This is a genomic window from Neorhizobium lilium (assembly GCF_004053875.1).
GTDB lineage: Bacteria > Pseudomonadota > Alphaproteobacteria > Rhizobiales > Rhizobiaceae > Neorhizobium > Neorhizobium lilii.
In genome coordinates, this window is record NZ_SBIP01000001.1 from 353,191 (window position 1) to 371,741 (window position 18,551).

The 18,551-nt window shown below is 59.7% G+C and carries 20 protein-coding genes and 1 pseudogene; 14 read left to right on the forward strand and 7 right to left on the reverse strand.

Going from position 1 to position 18,551, the window contains the following annotated elements; all coding sequences use genetic code 11:
• Positions 1–118: 118 nt before the first annotated feature.
• Positions 119–302: pseudogene (locus EPK99_RS01595) on the reverse strand (SDR family oxidoreductase); the annotation flags it as partial.
• 165 nt (positions 303–467) lie between these two features.
• Between EPK99_RS01595 and EPK99_RS01600 the strand changes: the two are divergent.
• Together EPK99_RS01600 and EPK99_RS01605 are read left to right on the forward strand one after the other, a co-directional pair.
• Positions 468–1,223 (forward strand): GntR family transcriptional regulator, encoded by a 756-nt coding sequence (locus EPK99_RS01600; protein WP_128440879.1) that lies wholly within the window; start codon positions 468–470, stop codon positions 1,221–1,223.
• Positions 1,224–1,541: 318 nt separating this feature from the next.
• The gene (locus tag EPK99_RS01605) at positions 1,542–1,787 is read left to right on the forward strand and encodes an IclR family transcriptional regulator (protein ID WP_128440880.1); all 246 of its coding nucleotides are present in this window, start codon (positions 1,542–1,544) and stop codon (positions 1,785–1,787) included.
• A gap of 141 nt (positions 1,788–1,928) precedes the next feature.
• Here the strand turns inward: EPK99_RS01605 and EPK99_RS01610 are convergent, their stop codons facing one another.
• The gene (locus tag EPK99_RS01610) at positions 1,929–2,927 is read right to left on the reverse strand and encodes an OmpA family protein (protein ID WP_128440881.1); all 999 of its coding nucleotides are present in this window, start codon (positions 2,925–2,927) and stop codon (positions 1,929–1,931) included.
• 418 nt (positions 2,928–3,345) lie between these two features.
• On the opposite strand from EPK99_RS01610, the gene EPK99_RS01615 reads away from it, so the two are divergent.
• Positions 3,346–3,756 (forward strand): hypothetical protein, encoded by a 411-nt coding sequence (locus EPK99_RS01615; RefSeq protein ID WP_128440882.1) that lies wholly within the window; start codon positions 3,346–3,348, stop codon positions 3,754–3,756.
• 411 nt (positions 3,757–4,167) lie between these two features.
• On the opposite strand, the gene EPK99_RS01620 is transcribed toward EPK99_RS01615, so the two are convergent.
• Positions 4,168–5,058: a LysR family transcriptional regulator gene (locus EPK99_RS01620; RefSeq protein WP_128440883.1), complete on the reverse strand. Its 891-nt coding sequence runs from the start codon at positions 5,056–5,058 to the stop codon at positions 4,168–4,170.
• Between the two features lie 104 nt (positions 5,059–5,162).
• Between EPK99_RS01620 and EPK99_RS01625 the strand changes: the two genes are divergently transcribed.
• Positions 5,163–5,828, forward strand: a complete 666-nt coding sequence (locus EPK99_RS01625) for an NAD(P)-dependent oxidoreductase (protein ID WP_128440884.1) — start codon at positions 5,163–5,165, stop codon at positions 5,826–5,828.
• Positions 5,829–5,951: 123 nt separating this feature from the next.
• Here the strand turns inward: EPK99_RS01625 and EPK99_RS01630 are convergent, their stop codons facing one another.
• Complete coding sequence (locus EPK99_RS01630) at positions 5,952–6,281, reverse strand: hypothetical protein (RefSeq protein ID WP_128440885.1); 330 nt, start codon at positions 6,279–6,281, stop codon at positions 5,952–5,954.
• An 83-nt stretch (positions 6,282–6,364) separates the two neighbouring features.
• Complete coding sequence (locus tag EPK99_RS01635) at positions 6,365–7,249, reverse strand: LysR family transcriptional regulator (protein ID WP_245455593.1); 885 nt, start codon at positions 7,247–7,249, stop codon at positions 6,365–6,367.
• 154 nt (positions 7,250–7,403) lie between these two features.
• Here EPK99_RS01635 and EPK99_RS01640 point away from each other — a divergent pair, with 154 nt between their 5' ends.
• The 10 genes from EPK99_RS01640 (at position 7,404) to EPK99_RS01685 (ending at position 16,615) form a co-directional block, all read left to right on the forward strand.
• The gene (locus tag EPK99_RS01640) at positions 7,404–8,126 is read left to right on the forward strand and encodes a LamB/YcsF family protein (protein WP_128440887.1); all 723 of its coding nucleotides are present in this window, start codon (positions 7,404–7,406) and stop codon (positions 8,124–8,126) included.
• 74 nt (positions 8,127–8,200) lie between these two features.
• On the forward strand, positions 8,201–8,434 hold the full coding sequence (locus EPK99_RS01645; protein ID WP_128440888.1) for an acetyl-CoA carboxylase: 234 nt from the start codon (positions 8,201–8,203) through the stop codon (positions 8,432–8,434).
• Complete coding sequence (locus EPK99_RS01650) at positions 8,434–9,798, forward strand: acetyl-CoA carboxylase biotin carboxylase subunit (protein ID WP_128440889.1); 1,365 nt, start codon at positions 8,434–8,436, stop codon at positions 9,796–9,798. Before EPK99_RS01645 ends, EPK99_RS01650 begins: the two co-directional genes overlap by 1 nt.
• Positions 9,799–9,810: 12 nt before the next feature.
• On the forward strand, positions 9,811–10,686 hold the full coding sequence (locus tag EPK99_RS01655; RefSeq protein WP_128440890.1) for a 5-oxoprolinase subunit B family protein: 876 nt from the start codon (positions 9,811–9,813) through the stop codon (positions 10,684–10,686).
• Complete coding sequence (locus EPK99_RS01660) at positions 10,676–11,647, forward strand: 5-oxoprolinase subunit C family protein (protein ID WP_128440891.1); 972 nt, start codon at positions 10,676–10,678, stop codon at positions 11,645–11,647. Before EPK99_RS01655 ends, EPK99_RS01660 begins: the two co-directional genes overlap by 11 nt.
• A 258-nt stretch (positions 11,648–11,905) precedes the next feature.
• Positions 11,906–12,658, forward strand: coding sequence for an ABC transporter ATP-binding protein (locus EPK99_RS01665; RefSeq protein ID WP_128440892.1), 753 nt, complete (start codon positions 11,906–11,908; stop codon positions 12,656–12,658).
• Complete coding sequence (locus EPK99_RS01670; protein WP_128440893.1) at positions 12,655–13,389, forward strand: ABC transporter ATP-binding protein; 735 nt, start codon at positions 12,655–12,657, stop codon at positions 13,387–13,389. Before EPK99_RS01665 ends, EPK99_RS01670 begins: the two co-directional genes overlap by 4 nt.
• Before the next feature lies 1 nt (position 13,390).
• Entirely contained in the window at positions 13,391–14,296 is a 906-nt protein-coding gene (locus tag EPK99_RS01675; protein WP_128440894.1) for a branched-chain amino acid ABC transporter permease, read from the forward strand.
• A 3-nt stretch (positions 14,297–14,299) separates the two neighbouring features.
• Positions 14,300–15,382: a branched-chain amino acid ABC transporter permease gene (locus EPK99_RS01680; protein ID WP_128440895.1), complete on the forward strand. Its 1,083-nt coding sequence runs from the start codon at positions 14,300–14,302 to the stop codon at positions 15,380–15,382.
• Between the two features lie 39 nt (positions 15,383–15,421).
• Positions 15,422–16,615: an ABC transporter substrate-binding protein gene (locus tag EPK99_RS01685; protein WP_128440896.1), complete on the forward strand. Its 1,194-nt coding sequence runs from the start codon at positions 15,422–15,424 to the stop codon at positions 16,613–16,615.
• Between the two features lie 98 nt (positions 16,616–16,713).
• Here the strand turns inward: EPK99_RS01685 and EPK99_RS01690 are convergent, their stop codons facing one another.
• A complete protein-coding gene (locus EPK99_RS01690; protein WP_128440897.1) occupies positions 16,714–17,106 on the reverse strand; it encodes a nuclear transport factor 2 family protein in 393 nt (130 codons plus the stop codon).
• Positions 17,106–18,488, reverse strand: a complete 1,383-nt coding sequence (locus EPK99_RS01695) for an aspartate aminotransferase family protein (RefSeq protein WP_128440898.1) — start codon at positions 18,486–18,488, stop codon at positions 17,106–17,108. The genes EPK99_RS01690 and EPK99_RS01695 overlap by 1 nt, the downstream gene beginning before the upstream one ends.
• Between the last annotated feature and the right edge of the window lie 63 nt (positions 18,489–18,551).

Sequence of the window (18,551 nt, forward strand, 5' to 3'; positions counted from 1 at the left end):
CCCGTCAACGTGGTGAAGGTCTATCGAGGTTCATCAGAACGGCATGCACCCACTCCTTGGATGCATGCCGTTGGGAAAGGCGGGTGACATTATCACTGCCGTTTTCGTGTCTTGTTTGTCAGAGCACGGCAGACATGCCGCCATCGACATAGATTATCTGACCGTTGACATAGTCGGCGTTGGAGGCAAGGAAGGCCGCGGTTCCCACGAGTCTCTTCCCTCCGACCCCAAAGCTTCACAGGGGTGCGCCCTTTGACCCACGCATCGAATTCGGGATTATCGACAAGAGCCTGGTTCATGTCGATGTAGCTCGCTTCTCCTTCCGCCGAGCGATGCCGACACGTTCCGATAGAAGCAAGGCTCCTCTCTCCGAAGAGACATAGCGGTTGTAAAATTTCACAATATGTTTAAAAATAGTTTCGAATGTAGAACGATGTTTTGCAGTCGTGGAGGGGAAGAGACCGTTCATGGCTAGATCTAAGGGTAAACCTCAGCTGGTGGTCGAAGGCGGCAAACCGGCGCGTTCAAATCGTGTGAATTTTCTCGAACTCGCCTATCAACGGATCGAGGATCTGCTCGTCAATTGCCACCTGAAGCCTGGTCAGCAACTAACGCTTCACGAACTTCAGGGCCTAACCGGCCTTGGCCGCACACCTGTCCACAACGCCGTCAGCCGGCTGGCGGCAGACACCCTGCTTATCATCGTCCCGCGACATGGCCTCAAGGTCGCTCCTATCGACCTTTCCCGCGAGCGTACGCTTTTGCAGTTGCGCCGAGACGTCGAGCGGTTTGTCGTCAAGCTGGCCATCGAACGCGCCAGCCTCTCGCATCGCAACCAGATGCTGCACATGGAGCGGGCTCTGAAGGAAAGGCGCAGCAATATTACGCTTGAAGAGTTCAATATGCTTGACCGGCGTATCGACGAGATCCTTCTTTCGGCGGCACGCGAGCCTTTTCTTGTTCACACGCTGCGCCCCTTGCACACCATCTACCGGCGCATTGGTTTCATTTATCACACTCACACCGATGGCCCATCAGACCTTACCCAGACGGTAAACTGCCATCTTTCTGTGTTGAATGCCGTAGCTAACCGGCATCTCGATACGGCTGTGGCGGCAACCGACGCACTGATGGGATTCGTCGAATCGATGTTCGACGAGATGGAGGCCGGCATAGACCCGCGCCTGCTCGATTGCAGCATCGAGCCGATCTTCAAGCCTTGAGTTTCAAACGGGGGAGCGTTCGACATCAAAAACCTCGTCGTGCGCTTCGGCAAAAAAGAGGTCGTCAAAGGCATATCGCTATATGTCGGGCCGGAGAGACGGTGGCGCTGGTCGCCCTTTCGACAAGAGGGTTCGTGGAGGGAACAACTAAACTGGACATTATCGCCTGGGCCCGGCAATCTACGGCCTGGCAAACAGACCAAGCTCGATTAACGAGCTCGTTGCCCGTTTTCGCCCCACAGTTATGGCGGTAGCAGCCCGCACTGGCTATTCAACCTATCTGATGACTCGCGCTGGCTCGAGGCGCTGTGCATAGACATGCACGAGGGCAATGCGATCATTCGGACGCTGTCAGGCGGTGTCGGGGCCACATTCCGCAGACAGGGTTTTAGCCACGACATCAGCCAGACATACACGGAGGCAGCAGACGTTGCCTGTCTCATGCGGCGGCCGGGCCTCGGCGCTGTCGCGGCCCTGTCGATCGCCATGCAGTCCGCCCAGATGAACAACCAGCGCGCGGCCAAAATCGCCGACATCATGCAGGAGGCGGTCCAAAGCTCCTGAAGGCGCGATCAATCGCCAATATTCAGTCGCATCCCGTTGTCATCAGTGCCGGCAAAGCGGGTTGCGGGCGGATCAATTTCGCACCAACTCGCAATAGCACCCGGAGGCTCCCGCGAACGTTCAGATGTGCGGCATTACCCTCTATTTCTCGACCAGCTCGACCCGGCGGTTCTTGGCCCGGCCCGCGTCGTTCGCGTTGCTGGCCACAGGCGCATAGGGACCAATGCCTTTTGCCTGAAGCCGGCTGGCGTTGATGCCGAATTTGCCGGCAAGGGCTTTCACGACGGCGGTGGCGCGCGCCTGAGAGAGCTCGATGTTGTGCTCAAGCGCTCCCGAACTGTCGGTATGGCCGACGATGTAGACCTTTCGGGTTTCATCGTGCGCCAGCAGTTCGGCCATTTGTGCCAGCGTTTCGTCCGATTCGGTTTTCAAGGTGGCGCTGTCGGTTTCGAACTGAATGCCATAGAGCGCGATGTGACCGGCTTTGGCTAGGCCATCGCTCATTGCCTTGGCGTCCACAGTGACCTGGCCAGTCTGCATCGCGCGACCTTCAACGATTTGAAGCAGCACACCGGCTTGCCGACCGCTGTCCTGGCTTACCAACAAGGAAACATCCACTGACCCATCGGAGCGATCCAGATGAGCTGTCATGGCCCGCACGTCGTCATTAGTGGCGTTGAGCAGGTTGATCCTAAGATTAAAAAGATTGCTGTCCATGGCGCGATTGATCGGGTCGGCAAGTGCGGCAGCAAAATCATAGCCACCGCACGCACTGCTTTCGCACTGGTATGCGGACTGGAAGCCGGCCGCTTTCAATGTCTGCTCGTAATTACGATAGACCTCAAGCGCCGTCTTCCCCTCGGGGATTGCATAAATGATGCTGGTCAGACGGCCTTCTGCGGTCTGGCTCCTGGCAAACTGGCTTTTCTGGCTGGCGTCATAAGGTCCCAGTGGCAAGGTCAACGCCGCGTAGTCCCGCTGTTGGTAGCCGATGATCACCGCACCCGCAAAACGCGAGACAATTGGATTGTCTTTGCCGCCCTTGATGTCCTGCGCCGGCGTTTCGGCTGCGGCCAAATTCGGCAAAATTAGCGAAGGGAGGACGGCGACGGCCGCGAGGGCTGTTCGAAATCCTGACATATCAAAATCCTTTCGATGGGCGTGCATCCAGACAAAGCTCGGAGGTTGGCGGCCATTGGGCGCAAGACATGCGGTGCGCCTCGGTCGCATCTGGAATGACGGCTGAAGCGCCTAGAGGCGATACACCGCAGGGAGGGAAAGGGGCAATTAGTATCCTTGTACTAGCGACATCAGGCGCCACGATCGGTTTAAAAGTGAATATCATGGCATATCGGTCCAAAAATCGTGGGTTGAAAATAAGGCTCCACCAATCAAAAGCAAAAATTTTCTAAACTTCTTCTATTCTGACACTCCTGACTTTCTTCTTCTTTACCTTAGGGAACTTTTATTTAGAATTGTCTAAAACAAAAAGCATTTCCTTTCTTTGCCAAGTTGACTATGATGAAATTTGATTGCGCTTCATCTTTGAGGAGAGAAAATGAAAGTTCTGATCATCGTGGCAGCCCTGCTTCTCGGCCAGTCAACGTTCGCACAGGCAGCGTCATGTGAGAGCAATTTCAAGGTCTCCGGTGTGCCAATGGTCACTGCGCTAAGCTACCGTTCCTGGCAAGAATATCCCAAGGCGAATGCCACGGTCATTCTGAAAAATCTGGCTCAGTCTGTTGCGGCAGAAGGGTTCTCCGGCATAAAAGTCAACAAGGAGCTTTCCTCCATTGATGCCTTCCAGGAAACCAGTGGTAGTGGCCGCATTCAAACCCTTCGTATTGTCGCGCGCCAGAAAGGCGCGGGCGTTAGGGTCGATGCCGTTTTCGATATCCAGGCCGGCCAGCTGACCAGCAAGGAAGTTGTCCGCACAGGCATTTGCAACATTATTGGTGCAGCACGCTGACTGAGCGTATTGCAACTCTTTTACCATGATCGGGCTCAGCCGGATTGAAACCGTGTTCGTTGTTGCAGACAAAATACGGCTTAAGACCAACTCGTGCCTTGACCTGGGAGACTGCAGTTGGACGAGCGGTCACATCGGCTGCAGGCTTTTTCGCCTTTGTATCCCATAGCCAGTCGAGATAAATTCTCTCGCGACCGGCAACGAATAGCTCCGGGAGGTCGGGCAGCCGATTGAAGCCGAAGTGCCAGAGACGCAGGTTCGCTTCATCACTCGGTAGGGGGCATCATTTGGCCCGCGCGCGGGATGGTGACCTGGATATCTCGAGCGTTTCGAACAGCCGACTCACCGCGCGATCTCTTCCATCACAGATGCTTGAGCGGGCGATTCGGGAATGGAGCTCTCGTGAGCCCACTATCTGGCAATATAGGCGGCCAGTTCATCGGGTGTACCGGTGGGAAAGGCCTGCTTTAGAAAATCCAAGAAGGCTGAGACGCGAGCGCTCAACAGCCGTCGCGACGGGTAGAGCGCCCACAAAGCAATGTCGGCCCCCTCAACATCCCCCCAATGCACCAGAGTGCCGTCGGCCAGATCGTGGCTCACCAACGAGATCGGCAGGCGTGCAGCACCGACGCCTGCTCGAACCGCATCGCGAACCATGATCATGGATGAGAGGGCGAGAATTGGATTGACGCTGATTGTTGCAGGTCCCGTGGAGGTCATGACGTTCCAAGTCTGACGGTTGCCGGCCCCGCGCACGACGCCCGGCGCTGAGTGATCCGCGGCGGGCCTCAGAAGATCGGGGCTTGCCACGACGACCAGGCGATCGTGCAGAAAGGCGCGACCGACCAGACTCTCGTCCGGATCGGGGTTGACCCGGATAGCCAGATCATAGCCTTCCTCGATCATGTCAACAGCCCGGTCCTCTGTGGTGATTTCCAGCCTCACATCCGGATATTTCAGCGCGAACCCCGCCGCTATCTTGCCCATGGCGGTCTGTGATAAAAGGAGTGGCGCGCTAACACGCAATCGGCCACGCGGCTTCTCTGCCCCTGAAGCAATAGCGGCGGCGGTTTCGTCAAGCTCCGTTAGAAGAGCAGCTGTTCGCTCGTGGAGGGCACGGCCCTCCTCGGTAAGTTTCAGATTGCGTGCGCCGCGTTCGAACAAACGTATGTCGAGGGCAGCCTCCAAGTCGGCGACCCGTCGCGACAAAGTCGCCTTGGGACGCCCGGAGGCCCGGGCCGCTTTACCGAAGCCGCCGTGACGAGCCACGAGGTTGAAGTCCGCCAGTGCGATAAGATCCATGATCGTTCCATGTATGAGACGGCGCGACTAGATTAAGCCTCTATTGGCTCGACAATGAACCAGCCATATTCGGGGTGTCAAGTCATTCAGCCGGAGCCATTCCAATGACCACGTCCGCAACACAAATACCCATAACCGCTACTCCCAAGATCGTTGTTCTAGGCGCCACAGGTCCGACCGGTCGCCATATCGTCAGCCAGGCTGTCAGCCGTGGCTATGATGTCACCGTATTGGTACGCTCGTCGGAGAAAGGCGCCGATCTCAAGGGGGCAAAGATTGTCGTCGGCGATGCCCGCGATGAGAAAGCGCTGCGCCAGGCGATCAGAGGCCGTGATGCCGTGATCAGTGCCCTCGGCACACCCGCGAGCCCTATTAGTGAAGTCACGCTTTTGTCGGCCGCCAGTCGCGCTCTCGTCGATTCTATGAAAGCAGAGAACGTCTCCCGCCTTGTCACGATCACCGGGATCGGCGCCGGCGACAGCAAGGGACATGGCGGGTTTCTCTTCGACAAGTTGATCTACCCACTGCTTTTGCGCAAGGTTTACGCCGACAAGAACCGCCAGGAGGCAATCGTAAAGAGCAGTGATCTCGATTGGACCATCGTTCGTCCTTCGATCCTCAACAACAAGCGCGGAGACAAGACGGTACGGACGTTGACGGATCTAAGCGACTTCCACGGCGGCACCATTTCGCGCGAAGACGTTGCGACGTTTATACTAGACCAGATCACCTCAAACGAATGGCTGCGCAAAACACCGTTCATCACGTGATAGTCTTCAGATGCAAACTGGCACCCAGATCTTCACTGTGGCCCGGATACCGAGCTGAGTTTTATTAAGTCAGCGAGATGTGCAGGCCACAGTGACGCCGACATCAGGCGCGCAACGACTAACTCAGAAACGCCATCGCTTCGATTTAATGCCAAAGAGATGATATAGATGAACGAGGTTGGGGCTCGGGAAGTCACACTCGCACTCTTGGCTGCCAGACACAGTATATGTCGACGACGACTTGGTTGACGGCAACGCTTGGGCTGAATAGTCGGCACTGCTGATCTGCGCCTTTCTCGTCACGTTCTTCCTGCCGAACTTGGCGACGACGCTGGCGTGATCGGATCCGGCCTTGCCGCGCTTGATCTGACGTCCAGAGTGATCCCGCGCCGCTGGAAAGCGCTTTGTAATGGAAGACGGCGTGTCGGCGTCAGGAAGAGCGGCGTCGCGCAAGCACTCTGCGAAATGACTGGCTGACCGGTTCTCACACTCACGTGCACAGTTCGAATTTTTGTCTTCCTGATCTCCTAACCTGCTCATCCGCCGCCGCCCATGGTTACGGACATGAAGGCGCGGAAGTTTTCTGCAGGGGATGTAATCGGCCGCGCCTTTGCCCAGGCAAGCCCGACATCCATGCTAGGTATCGGCTCTATCAGCCGGCGAACTTCAATGCGCTGGCCGTCAAGCGACCAAGGTCGATAGACCATGTCAGAGAGGATCGTCACCCCGACACCTGCCGCAACGAGCGAGCGGACCGCCTCTACGGAACTGGTGGTCAGCACCGCCCGCGGCGACAGTCCGACCGCCTCCCAATAACGCGATGCAGTCTTGCGGGCCTCGTCGATGGTCAGCATGACGTAGTCCTCCTCAGCGACATCCTTGAGGCTTATCTCGTTGCGCGACAGGAGATGATGATCGGCAGAGAGCCAGAGGCGCCGGCTGGAACGCAGCAGCAGTTCGTGCTCCAGATCTTCCGAGTTGGCGAGGTTTGAAACGAGCATCAGCGCGATATCAACGTTGCCACGCGCCAGTTGGCGTTCCAGTCCCGCGCGCGGCAGCTCTCGGAGTTCCACGGAAATCTGCGGGTAGGCCTTGCGAAAGCGAGCATAGTATTTGGACATGAAATAGCCGATGACGGTGTAGGTCATGCCGATCCTAACCTTGCCGCCGAGCTCAGCCCGTTCGCGCGATGGGCTGCGGACCGCGGCAGCGACGGCGCCGGTAATGACCCGCGCATGTTCGAGGAAGTGCGCACCTTCCATCGTCAGCCGCACACCCGAATGGGTGCGCTCGAGCAACCGCACCCCCAGCTCTCGTTCCAGCGATTTAATCGCGGCGGTGACTGCCGACTGAGAGATATTCATATTAACAGCCGCATGACTAACCTGGCCACTGTCAGCAGTTGCTATAAAATAATCCATTTGTTTCAATGTTATATTCACTCGACGCGCCCCTCGTACTGTTATCTGATTTTTCGATATTACAATCAAAAAACTACTATTTCACAAGGGGGCAAAGGTGCGACAAGATTTGTGCAACGCCGCAAAGACGGCTGCATAACAGGGGAACGATAGAATGACCGTCACGTTGAATTGTGACATGGGGGAGAGCTTTGGCCTCTACAAGCTCGGAGACGACGCCAGCTTGATGCCATTGATCGACGCCGCAAACGTCGCTTGCGGCTTTCACGCCTCCGATCCGGATCATATGCGGAACACGGTGCTGAGCGCCAAGATGCACGGCGTCAAGGTTGGCGCCCATCCGTCGCTTCCCGATCTCCAGGGCTTCGGCCGTCGCGAGATGAAGATGAGCCGCCAGGAAATCGTCAACTCGGTGCTTTATCAGGTCGGCGCGCTCGTGGGCTTCCTCAAGGCAGAAGGTATGGAGCTGAACCATATCAAGCCGCATGGCAGCCTCTACAGCATGGCGGCGCGGCAGGAAGAGGTCGCCCACGCCATCTGCGATGTCGCCGAGATCTACGGCGTGCCGCTGTTCGGCATGACCGCGACGTTTCACGAGACGATCTACACGCAGCGCGGCATCGAATTCGTCCCGGAATTCTACGCGGACCTCGAATATGCGCCGGGCGGCATCCTGATCGTCACCCGCGAACACCCGGCGATGGACCCGGATCTGATGGCTGAGCGCTGCGTCCGCGCCCTCACCGATGGAAAAGGCACTGCCCTTGACGGCAGCTTCTTCCCGGTCCGCTGCAAGACGATCTGCGTCCATTCCGACACGCCGAACGCGGTCGACATTGCCAGGACCGTGCGCAGCGCGATCGCGCCTTGGCGTTGAAGTGATCGACAACCGCCCAAAAGGCGGTCTTAATGCCTGCATCCCCTTATTGTTTGCCTGATCCGGAGATCGATATGGCCCAGCTTCTCTCTCCCCTTCCCGGTACCTTCTACCGTAGCGCATCCCCAGATCAGCCACCATTCAAGGCTGACGGCGATGGCGTTGCGGTCGGCGACGTCATCGGCCTGATCGAGGTTATGAAATCCTTCCATGAGGTAAAGGCCGAGATCGCGGGTAAAAATATCCGCTTTGTCGCTGATAACGAGGACCCGGTCATGGCCGGCGCACCGCTGGCGGATCTCGACTGATGCTCAAGAAGCTCCTGATTGCCAATCGTGGGGAGATTGCAGTGCGCGTCATCCGCGCGGCACAGGATCTCGGCATCGCGACGGTCGCAGTCTATTCCGCGGCGGATGCGGACGCATTGCATGTGCGGCTTGCCGACGAGGCCGTCAACATCGGCCCGCCCGCTGCCAAGAAATCCTATCTCAACATCGAAACGATCATTGCAGCGGCCATCGAAAAAGGCTGCGACAGCATCCATCCGGGCTACGGGTTCCTCGCTGAGAACGCAGGCTTTTCCGATGCCGTGACGGCGGCAGGCCTCAGCTTCGTCGGGCCATCTGGCGACGCGATCCGGCTGATGGGTGACAAGGTGTCCGCCCGCACCGCGGCGGCTGCCGCCGGCGTACCCGTCGTTCCCGGCTCCACGGGACGGGTCGATGGCATCGAGGCAGGGCGCCATGTGCTGGAAGAAACCGGTTTTCCGGTAATGATCAAGGCTGCGGCGGGCGGTGGCGGGCGTGGTATCCGCATCGCCAATTCGTTAAGCGAATTCGAACAGGCCTTTCCGCAGGCGGAAGCCGAGGCGCTGGCCGCCTTCGGCGACGGTGGCCTCTACATGGAAAAGGTGATCGGCAAGGCGCGCCATATTGAGGTGCAGGTGCTGGCCGATGGAAAAGATGCAATCCACTGCTACGAGCGGGAGTGTTCGCTGCAGCGCCGCCGCCAAAAGGTGTGGGAAGAGGCGCCGTCCCGCTGCCTGTCAGACGCCCTGCGCGAAGAGCTTTGCGCCTCTGCAGTGGCGCTGGCCAAGGCCGTCAATTATTCCGGCGCCGGCACCGTTGAATATCTCTACGACGACGAAGCTGACCGCTTCTATTTCATCGAGATGAATACCCGCATCCAGGTCGAGCATCCGGTAACGGAAGCGATCACCGGCATCGATCTCGTGGCGGAAATGCTGCGCATTGCCGGTGGCGAGCCTTTGCGGATCCGGCAGGGCGACGTGACGGTCAAGGGCCACGCCATCGAGGTCCGGCTGAATGCCGAGGATCCGGCCAAGGATTTTGCACCTTTCCCCGGCAAGATCGGCGACCTGCGCATTCCAGGCGGTCCCGGCGTCCGCTTCGATTCCATGCTCTATAACGGTTATCAGGTGCCGCCATTCTACGATTCCCTGCTGGCCAAGCTCATCGTCCACGCCGATACCCGCGAAGCGGCGATCGTGCGGCTGACGCGTGCGCTGGGCGAACTCCAGATCGACGGCGTCAAGACCACCAAGCGGCTTTTCCTGGCTCTTGCTGCCGATCCTTCGGTCAAGGCCGGAGACGTGCATACCCGCTGGCTGGAAGGCTGGCTTCAAGACAACGCCAGGGCGCTTGCCGGCTGACAAGGAGGTTCGATGTCGATACGCTTCAATTTCGGCGGTGACGAACATATCTTCGGCGAAGTGTCCGAAGATATGTCGCTCGCTTCATTCTTCACCGGCCTGTCGATGATCAATGCGGTCCGGACAGCCGGCATCCGCGGCGTTACCGAGACGTGCCCGGCCAATGCCAGCTTCCAGATCCGCTTCGATCCGGACGTCATCGCCCCGCAGGATCTGTTGAAGGAGCTGCAGTCGATGGAGGACGCGGCGTCGAAATCCGACGCGACGCTCAAGACCCGCATCATCGAGCTGCCGGTCTATTTCCAGGACCCCTGGACCCATGAAACGGAAATGCGCTTCCGCGAACGCCACCAGGATCCAAGCGCGACCGACCTCGAATATTCGGCGCGTATCAACGGCTATGCGACGATCGAGGAGTTCATCGCCGCCTATTCCGGCCAGCCGTGGTTCGTGTCAATGGTCGGTTTCGTCGCCGGCCTGCCCTGGCTCTACCAGATGGTCGAGCGCAAGAAGCAGATCGAGGCGCCGAAATATCTGCGCCCGCGTACCGACACGCCGAAGCTGACGGTCGGCCATGGCGGTTGTTTCGCGGCGATCTATTCGGTGCGCGGCGCCGGTGGCTACCAGATGTACGGCGTCACGCCCGCTCCGATTTACGACCCGACGCGTAAGGTTCGCTACCTCACCGAAGACATGGCGCTGTTCAAGCCGGGCGACATCGTCAAGTTCAAGGCGATCAACCGCGACGAATACGACGCTACGCTGGAAGAGATCGACGCCAACCGCTGGCAGCCGACGGTGCGCGACTGCTCGTTCAGCCTGACTGAGTTCAACCGCGACATGCTCGGCACCAATACCAACCTGATGGAGCTCCTCAATGGCCGTTAAGGTGATCACTCCCGGTCTTGCAACCTCGGTGCAGGATCTCGGCCGTCCGGGCTACTACCATGTCGGCATCCCAGAGGGCGGCGGCATGGACCGGTTCGCTACACGCATCGCCAACCTTCTGGTCGGCAACGAGCCGCGTGAGGCGATTCTGGAGGCGACGTTCCTCGGACCGGAACTCGAATTTACCGCACCGGCCGTTGTTGCCGTCACCGGCGGCGAACTGCCACCGAAGGTCAACGGCGATGAACGCCCGACCTGGGAAAGCTTCAGTGTCAAGGCGGGCGACCGCCTGTCCTTCGGTTACCTGAAATCCGGCGCCCGCGCCTATATCGCGATTTCCGGCGGCATCGACGTGCCTGTCGTGCTCGGATCGCGCACGACTTATGTACTCGGCGCGCTTGGTGGCTTCGAAGGCCGCGTGTTGAAGGCAGGCGACGAGATCCCGGTTGGCACCGGCACCGGCACGCCCGGGCGTTCGCTGCCGGCGGAACTGCGCGGTGCCGGCCCCTCTTCCGTGGAATTGAGAATGCTGCCGGGCATCTATTGGCACCGCATCACCGAGGCTGCCGGCAAGCGCTTCTTCGAAGACACCTGGAAGGTGGCGCCCGAAGCAGACCGCATCGGCTATCGTTTCAAGGGAGGCACGCCGCTTGAATTTGTCGCCCGCGAGCAGCCCTTCGGCGCCGGTTCCGACCCATCCAACATCGTCGATGCATGCTATCCCTACGGCTCCGTGCAGGTGCCGAGCGGTACCGAACCGATCGTGCTGCACCGCGACGCGGTATCAGGCGGCGGCTACATGATGCTCGGCGTGGTGATTTCCGCCGACATGGACCGCATCGCCCAATTGCAGCCACACACACCGGCGCAGTTCGTGCCGGTGACGCTTGAACAAGCACTTGCAGCGCGGGCCGACCGCCGCACAATGCTCGCTAAAGCAGAGGATTACCTGACCGCCTGAGGCGGCGGTAAGACCCCGTGGAGGAGGATCATCTACGGGGTGGGAGGGGTTCGGTCGGCCAAAGCCGGCCCTCCGCCGCGCCAGGCGACAACACCCGGCGCGCGCAACGACAAGACTACGCCGACAAACGGCGTGACTTTGGCATCCGAGTGGTCCGCAGAGATCGCCGGAACCGACAGGGGAATATCGCGATTTTCGATCGGCCGTTTCACGGCCCGATGTCGCATGCCTTTCCGTCGGAAACAAGGAAAGGGGACTATGGCTCATCTCAGCGCGGACAATATTTCGGTAGCCTTTGCAGGACTTAAGGCCCTGTCATCCGTGACGCTCGACATCAGGCCTGGCCAAATCAGCGGCCTGATCGGGCCTAATGGCGCGGGCAAGACGACCCTGGTCAACGTTCTGACCGGCTTCCAAATGCCAACGGAAGGATCGGTCAACCTTGATGGCAAGCCACTCACCAACCTTAAGCCGCATCAGGTGAGGCGCCTAGGGATTGCCCGCACATTCCAGGGCGGCCGACTGTTTCGCGACCTAGCGGTGATCGACAATCTGGAGGTCACCGGCGTTGGGCTTGGCATGAGCCGGCGCGCCGCCGTCGCCGAAGCAGAAGCCATGCTCGACTGGATCGGCATTTCGGCACTCGGCGGGCGCGCAGCCGGCACCCTGCCCTATACCGACGAACGGCGCGTTGCGATCGGCCGTGCGTTGATGGGCCGACCTGCCTTCATCCTGCTCGACGAACCCGCCGCCGGCATGAGCGCTCAGGAAGCGACCGATCTGTCCAGCCTCGTCAAGCGCATCGCCCGCGATCTCGGCTGCGGCGTACTGATCATCGAACACAATGTCGGGCTCGTGCTTGGTCTCTGCGACCATATCGTCGTGCTCGATTCCGGCGCGGTCATCGAGGAGGGGACACCTACCGAGATCCGCCAAAGCGAAAAAGTCCGGCATGCCTATATGGGCACCGCTGCGGATACGGCCCTGCCGGTCGCGGAGGTGCTGCTATGAGCCTGCTAGTCCTGGCTAATATCGAGGTCCGTTACGGCCGCCTTACTGCTGTCCGTGGCGTGTCGCTCTCCATCAAGGACGGCGACACAGTTTTTATCACAGGGCCGAACGGTGCCGGAAAGTCTTCGCTGCTCCGCGCCATCGCAGGGGTCACGCCTGCTTCGAACGGCACGATCGATTTCGACGGCTACAACATCACCGGTAAGGCGCCGGAGGATATCGCCCGGCTCGGCTTCTCGATGGTGCCGGAAGGCCGAGATGTCTTCGGGTCGTTGACGATCGAGGAAAACCTCATGGTCGGCACCGGCATGAAGGCGAAGGATCGCGGCTGGAAGGCGAAGAGGGCCGAGGACCTCGAGGCGGTCTACCAGACCTTCCCGATCCTGAAGGAACGCCGCCACGGCCAGGCTGGCTTGCTTTCAGGCGGCCAGCAGCAGATGCTCGTCATCGGCCGGGCGCTAATGACCAATCCGCGGCTGATTGCGATCGACGAACCGTCGCTGGGCCTGGCACCCAATATTACCGACCAGGTCTACGAGCGACTGATCGCGCTGCAGTCGTTAAGGGCGCTGACCCTGTTGATCGTCGAGCAAAGTTCCACTCGCGCCAATCTGGTCGGCGGGCGGATGCTGCTGATGCGTGGCGGCCAGATCGTTCTCGACGGCGACGCCCGTGAACTCGGCAACAGCGCGGCGGTGCAGGCCGCTTATTTCGGTTACGAGGATCATTGAGATGCTGCAGATCGTCTTCGACTCCCTGTCGCTCGGCTCGCTCTATGCTCTCGGCGCGCTCGGGATCGCGCTGATCTTCGGGGTCATGCGGCTCGTCAACTTCGCCCATGGTGACGTCATTGCCTTCTCCATCTTCGCGCTTTTGTGGCCGTCGACCGATGCGATGGCGATCGTCTTTGCCGGCCAGTTGCCCTGGTACCTGCTGATCCCCTTCGTGCTTCTCGTCGGGGCCGGACTGTCGGTCCTTTGCGAAATCGTCGTCTTCCGCCGCTTCCGGCGCGCCAACCCGGCGACGATGATGATCGCCTCCTTCGCGCTCGGCTTCGTCATCCGCTATTTCCTGCTGATGCTGTTCACCAGCCGCCCGAAGTCGATCTCGCTCCTACCGATGCTGTCGCAACCTGTCGAGATTTTCGGGGCTCGTCTGCCGCTCCTGCAACTGATCACCATCATCGCCACCGTAATCATCCTCATCGGCCTGACGCTCTTCCTGCGCCGGACCCGCTTCGGCCTGGAAATGCGGGCGGCGGCTGAAAATTTCTCGATGGCGCGCATGCTGGGCATCCGCGCCAACCGGGTGATCATGGGAGCGTTTGCGCTTTCAGGAGCGCTGGCCGGTGCGATCGCCATGATCTTCGGCAGCCAGACCGGCACCGTCGATATCCAGATGGGCGCCTCGATCATGCTCATGGCCTTCATCGCCACCGTTATCGGCGGGCTTGGCAGCCTTGCGGGTGCCGTTCTGGCTGGCTTCCTCCTGGGTGCCGCCTCGGTGATCATGCAAGTCGTGCTGCCGGTCGATGCCCGTCCTTTCCGCGACGCCTTTGTCTATGGCGCCGTCATCCTCGTTCTCCTCTTTCGCCCGCAAGGTCTGATCGCCGCCCGCGGCACCAAGGAAAGGGTCTGATCCATGACCGATGCCAGCCTCTCCACCCTTCCCCCAGCGCTTGCCAACCCGCGCAAACCCGCTCGGTTCGCGCTGGCCCGCCGGACTATCATCACGCCAATCCTCCTCTCGCTTCTGATCCTTGCCGTCGCCATCGTGACGGTGATGACCGGCTCGCGGCCTTTCAACCAGGCGATGATCGACATCATGGTGCGTGTCGTCCTCGTCGTTGGGCTTTATATCTTCATCGGCAATTCCGGCGTGCTCAGCTTCGGCCATATCGGCTTCACCTGCCTTGGCGCCTATGCTGCAGCGTGGCTGACGATCAACCCGCTGATGAAGAAGACCTCGCTGCCTGGGCTGCCGAGCTTCCTTCTCGAAGCCCGCCTTCCCTACTGGCAATCGGCGATCATCGCTGCACTCTTCGCGGGACTGGCGGCGTTGATCTTCGGCAAGGTGCTGATGCGGCTTTCAGGCATCGCCGCTTCGATCGCCACGTTTGCCGTGCTGGCGATGATTAACACCATCTATTCGAACTGGGAGAGCGTCACCGGCGCAACGTCGTCGGTCGTCGGCATTCCGATCGTGCGCGTGATCTGGCCTTATGTGGGCGCGGCGATCGTTGCGATCTTCATCGCCTGGGGCCATGCAATCTCCCGCTCCGGCCTTGCCTTGCGGGCCGCCCGCGACGAACCGACGGCGGCGGCCGCCTCCGGCGTCGATATCCCCAAGGAACGCCTCATTGCCTTCGCCATTTCCGGCGTCATCATGGGTCTCGGCGGCGCCGCGACGGCCCATTCCATCGGCGTTGTGACACCCGATACTTTCTATCTCGGCCTCACCTTCATCACGCTCGCCATGCTCGTCGTTGGCGGCATGAGCAGTCTCTCCGGTGCGGTGATCGGAGTCCTGCTGCTTTCCGCCCTCATCCAGGCTCTGCGCTGGCTGGAGGCGGGCGTTCCGCTCGGGTCGACCACCTTTGCCCTTCCCAAGGGGCTTCAGGAGATCGCCCTCGGCGTCATCATGATTGTGATCCTCGCCCTGCGCCCGGCCGGCTTGATCGGCAATCGCGAGATCACGCTCTTCCGCGTCAACCGAAATAAATAACCGGCGGAGAGGAAAACCGCCGCAACAAAGGAGACGTCAATGGCCCACAAGATACGCATACTTTCAGCGACGATGGCCGCGGTTCTCGCCGCCTTCCCAGTGCTCGCGGACGACGACAAGATCGTCGTCGGTTTTGCCACAGGCGCATCCGGTTTCATGGAAGCCTATGACAAGCCTGCCCAAGATGCGGCGATGATCCGCATCAAGGAGATCAATGCCGCTGGCGGCCTGCTCGGCAAGCAGATCGAAGTCGTCAGCGCCGACACCAAGTCCGACCGTGCCGAAGGCGCCAAGGCAGGTCTCTCGGTCATCGACGAGGGAGCCGATCTCGTCGTCGTCTCCTGCGACTACGACTTCGGCGCACCGGCAGCGCTTGCTGCGGAAGATGCAGGTCTCGTCTCCTTCTTCCTTTGCGCGGAATCGGTGAAGGCCGGCATCCAGGGCGTCGGCAAGCACTCGTTCTCTGCTTCGGTTCTTGCTGCCGTACAGGGCGCCACCATGTCCGAATGGGCATTCAAGGAAAAGAAGGCCAAGAATTTCTACCGCCTGCTCGACACCTGGACGGAATACAACAAGGGCATCTGCGACGGCTTCGACTGGATGATGCCGAAGCTGGAAGCACAGGGCGCCAAGCTAGTCGGCCAGGATACGTTCAAGAACGACGACGCATCAATCGCCGCACAGATTACCCGCATCAAGTCGCTGCCGAAAGAGCCGGATGCGATCATGCTCTGCACGATGATGCCGGGCGCTGTCTCCGCCATCAAGCAGATCCGTGCGGCCGGCATCAACTCGATGATCCTCAATGGCTCCGGCGTCGACGGCAGCTACTGGCTGTCGGCCGTTCCTGACCTGTCGAACTTCTACACCCCGGTGCAGGGTTCGATCTATGGTGACGACCCGAACCCGGACGTGCAGAAGTTCAACGCCACCTACAAGAAGGAAACCGGCACCGATCCCTCAAGCCAGTATGTCTACCCCGGTTATTCGATGATCGACGTTTGGGCAAAGGCCGTCACCCGCGCCAAGACCACGGAAGCCGACGCTGTCGTGGCCGAACTGGAAAAAATGAAAGACGAGCCAACCCTGTTCGGACCGCGCACGTTCACAGCGGAACTTCACCACCAGAACAGTGCTCGCTACCTGATCGTCGATATCGAAAAAGGCAAGCCTAGCGTTATCGGTTCCTGGACGATTTCCGAACCGGTACCGATGAACGCACTGGTCAAGTAGTCGTACGATACCCGCCACCGGCTTTGTCCGGAGGTGCACGCGAAGAAACCGGCCGCACGACAAAGTGCGACCGGCTTTTCTATGCAGGAGCGCTTTGGTCAGGCGCGGATCTTGCGATAGGAATCCTTTTGGGCAATCAGATCGCCCGAAAAGGCAAAGATGTCACAACCGTCGACCTCGACAGTCTGGCCGCTCCTGTCCGTCCCGACAAACCGCCAAGACGAAACCCCGGTATCGCCGGAAACGACATGGCGGCCGTTCGTCCATGCCGCCTGCGGAAACGCCTCGAATAGAGCTGCATAGGATGCTCGCACGGCATCGCGACCCACGTGGCGCCGTCCCTCAGCATCCGGTCCTCCCGAGGCGTTAAAGGCGCAATCATTCGCCATGCAGGCCATCAGTCCGTCCACTTTCCGGCCGTTCCACGCTTGCAGAAACTGTTCGAGCACCATCAGACGGCGGTGCTCGATCTTGTCTTCAGCGTCCGCCATCAGACGAGCCCTTCGGCCGCGATCGCGGCCGGCAGCCGGTCGAGGGTGCGACCGAGACGAGTGATGATCTCCGAGATGTCCGACGACGTTACGATCAGCGGCGGGCACAGCGCCAGTTGGTCTCCGATAGCGCGGAAGATCAAGCCTTCATCATGACCAATCCCCGATGCCAGTGCGCCGGCCCGGCCGATCTTTTCGAATGGCTTGCGGGTGTTCTTGTCGGACACGAGTTCCAGCGCGCCGATCAGGCCGGCACCACGGGCCTCCCCCACCAGCGGGTGATCCGCAAAGCTTTTGAGCCCGGCCTGAAATTGCGCCTCCAACCGCACAGCGTTGCCCATCAGGTCGTTCTCCTCGATGATTGCGAGGTTTTCCAAAGCGACGGCCGTAGCCACCGGATGTCCTGAAGCGGTAAAGCCATGCCCGAAATTGCCGATTTTTTCCGAATTGTCGGCGATCGCATCATAGATCGCCTCTGAAAACACCACGGCGGCAAGTGGCATATAGGATGAGGTTATCTGCTTCGACAGCGTCATGATATCCGGCGTAAAACCGTATTTCTGGCAACCGAACGGCGTACCGAGCCGGCCAAAACCGCAAATCACCTCGTCGGACACCAGAAGGATGTCGTTGGCACGACAAATCCGCTCAACCCCCTCCCAATAACCGGCCGGCGGAGGCAGGACACCGCCTGCAGACATCAGCGGCTCGCCTATGAAGGCCGCAATCGTGTCGGCATCTTCCTCTGCGATCACCGCTTCCAGTTCCGCCAGCAGCCGCGCCGTGAATGCCGCCTCGTCCTCGCCTTCCATTCCGAAACGGTAGAAATGCGGGCAGGTCAGATGACGCACCGGGATCGCTGGCAGGTCGAAATCGCGATGGTTGCCGGGAAGCCCCGTCAGACTGCCCGATGCGATCGTGATGCCATGGTAGCCTTTAGTGCGGGCTAGGAACTTCTTTTTCTGCGGTCTGCCAAGCGCATTGTTCATGTACCAGACCATCTTGACGATCGTATCATTCGCCTCCGAGCCGGACGAGGTGTAGAAAACGCGTGTCAGGTTGGATGGCGTCATCTCGATCAGCTTTTCCGCCAGCCGGATGGACGGCTCATTCGCCTTCGACGAGAAGGTGTGGTAGTAAGGTAGCTTCAGCATCTGCTTGTAGGCAGCGTCCGCCAGGCGCTTTTCGGAAAAGCCGACGGCTACCGACCATAGGCCGGCCAACCCCTCGATATATTCCTTGCCGCGATCGTCATAGACCCGGATGCCATCGCCGCGGTCAATGACAAGCGGCCCGGTGCGCTCGTGCTGGCGCAAGTTGGTATTGGGATGCAGGGTCGTCGCAATATCGACGACGGCTAGAGAATTGGAAATCAGGGTCATGGCGGATCTCTAAATCTTGGTGCTGATGGTGAGGTCTTCAAGTCGAAATTGTCCCGTTTGCGC

Excerpts from the sequence above, each read along its gene's own strand:
- EPK99_RS01600 (WP_128440879.1), top strand. The coding sequence starts at position 468 with ATGGCTAGATCTAAGGGTAAACCTCAGCTGGTGGTCGAAGGCGGCAAA.
- EPK99_RS01685 (WP_128440896.1), top strand. The coding sequence starts at position 15,422 with ATGGCCCACAAGATACGCATACTTTCAGCGACGATGGCCGCGGTTCTC.
- EPK99_RS01665 (WP_128440892.1), top strand. The coding sequence starts at position 11,906 with ATGGCTCATCTCAGCGCGGACAATATTTCGGTAGCCTTTGCAGGACTT.
- EPK99_RS01655 (WP_128440890.1), top strand. The coding sequence starts at position 9,811 with ATGTCGATACGCTTCAATTTCGGCGGTGACGAACATATCTTCGGCGAA.
- EPK99_RS01615 (WP_128440882.1), top strand. The coding sequence starts at position 3,346 with ATGAAAGTTCTGATCATCGTGGCAGCCCTGCTTCTCGGCCAGTCAACG.
- EPK99_RS01675 (WP_128440894.1), top strand. The coding sequence starts at position 13,391 with ATGCTGCAGATCGTCTTCGACTCCCTGTCGCTCGGCTCGCTCTATGCT.
- EPK99_RS01635 (WP_245455593.1), bottom strand. The coding sequence starts at position 7,249 with ATGGATTATTTTATAGCAACTGCTGACAGTGGCCAGGTTAGTCATGCG.
- EPK99_RS01610 (WP_128440881.1), bottom strand. The coding sequence starts at position 2,927 with ATGTCAGGATTTCGAACAGCCCTCGCGGCCGTCGCCGTCCTCCCTTCG.
- EPK99_RS01645 (WP_128440888.1), top strand. The coding sequence starts at position 8,201 with ATGGCCCAGCTTCTCTCTCCCCTTCCCGGTACCTTCTACCGTAGCGCA.
- EPK99_RS01640 (WP_128440887.1), top strand. The coding sequence starts at position 7,404 with ATGACCGTCACGTTGAATTGTGACATGGGGGAGAGCTTTGGCCTCTAC.
- EPK99_RS01690 (WP_128440897.1), bottom strand. The coding sequence starts at position 17,106 with ATGGCGGACGCTGAAGACAAGATCGAGCACCGCCGTCTGATGGTGCTC.
- EPK99_RS01695 (WP_128440898.1), bottom strand. The coding sequence starts at position 18,488 with ATGACCCTGATTTCCAATTCTCTAGCCGTCGTCGATATTGCGACGACC.
- EPK99_RS01625 (WP_128440884.1), top strand. The coding sequence starts at position 5,163 with ATGACCACGTCCGCAACACAAATACCCATAACCGCTACTCCCAAGATC.
- EPK99_RS01680 (WP_128440895.1), top strand. The coding sequence starts at position 14,300 with ATGACCGATGCCAGCCTCTCCACCCTTCCCCCAGCGCTTGCCAACCCG.
- EPK99_RS01670 (WP_128440893.1), top strand. The coding sequence starts at position 12,655 with ATGAGCCTGCTAGTCCTGGCTAATATCGAGGTCCGTTACGGCCGCCTT.
- EPK99_RS01660 (WP_128440891.1), top strand. The coding sequence starts at position 10,676 with ATGGCCGTTAAGGTGATCACTCCCGGTCTTGCAACCTCGGTGCAGGAT.
- EPK99_RS01620 (WP_128440883.1), bottom strand. The coding sequence starts at position 5,058 with ATGGATCTTATCGCACTGGCGGACTTCAACCTCGTGGCTCGTCACGGC.
- EPK99_RS01650 (WP_128440889.1), top strand. The coding sequence starts at position 8,434 with ATGCTCAAGAAGCTCCTGATTGCCAATCGTGGGGAGATTGCAGTGCGC.
- EPK99_RS01605 (WP_128440880.1), top strand. The coding sequence starts at position 1,542 with ATGCACGAGGGCAATGCGATCATTCGGACGCTGTCAGGCGGTGTCGGG.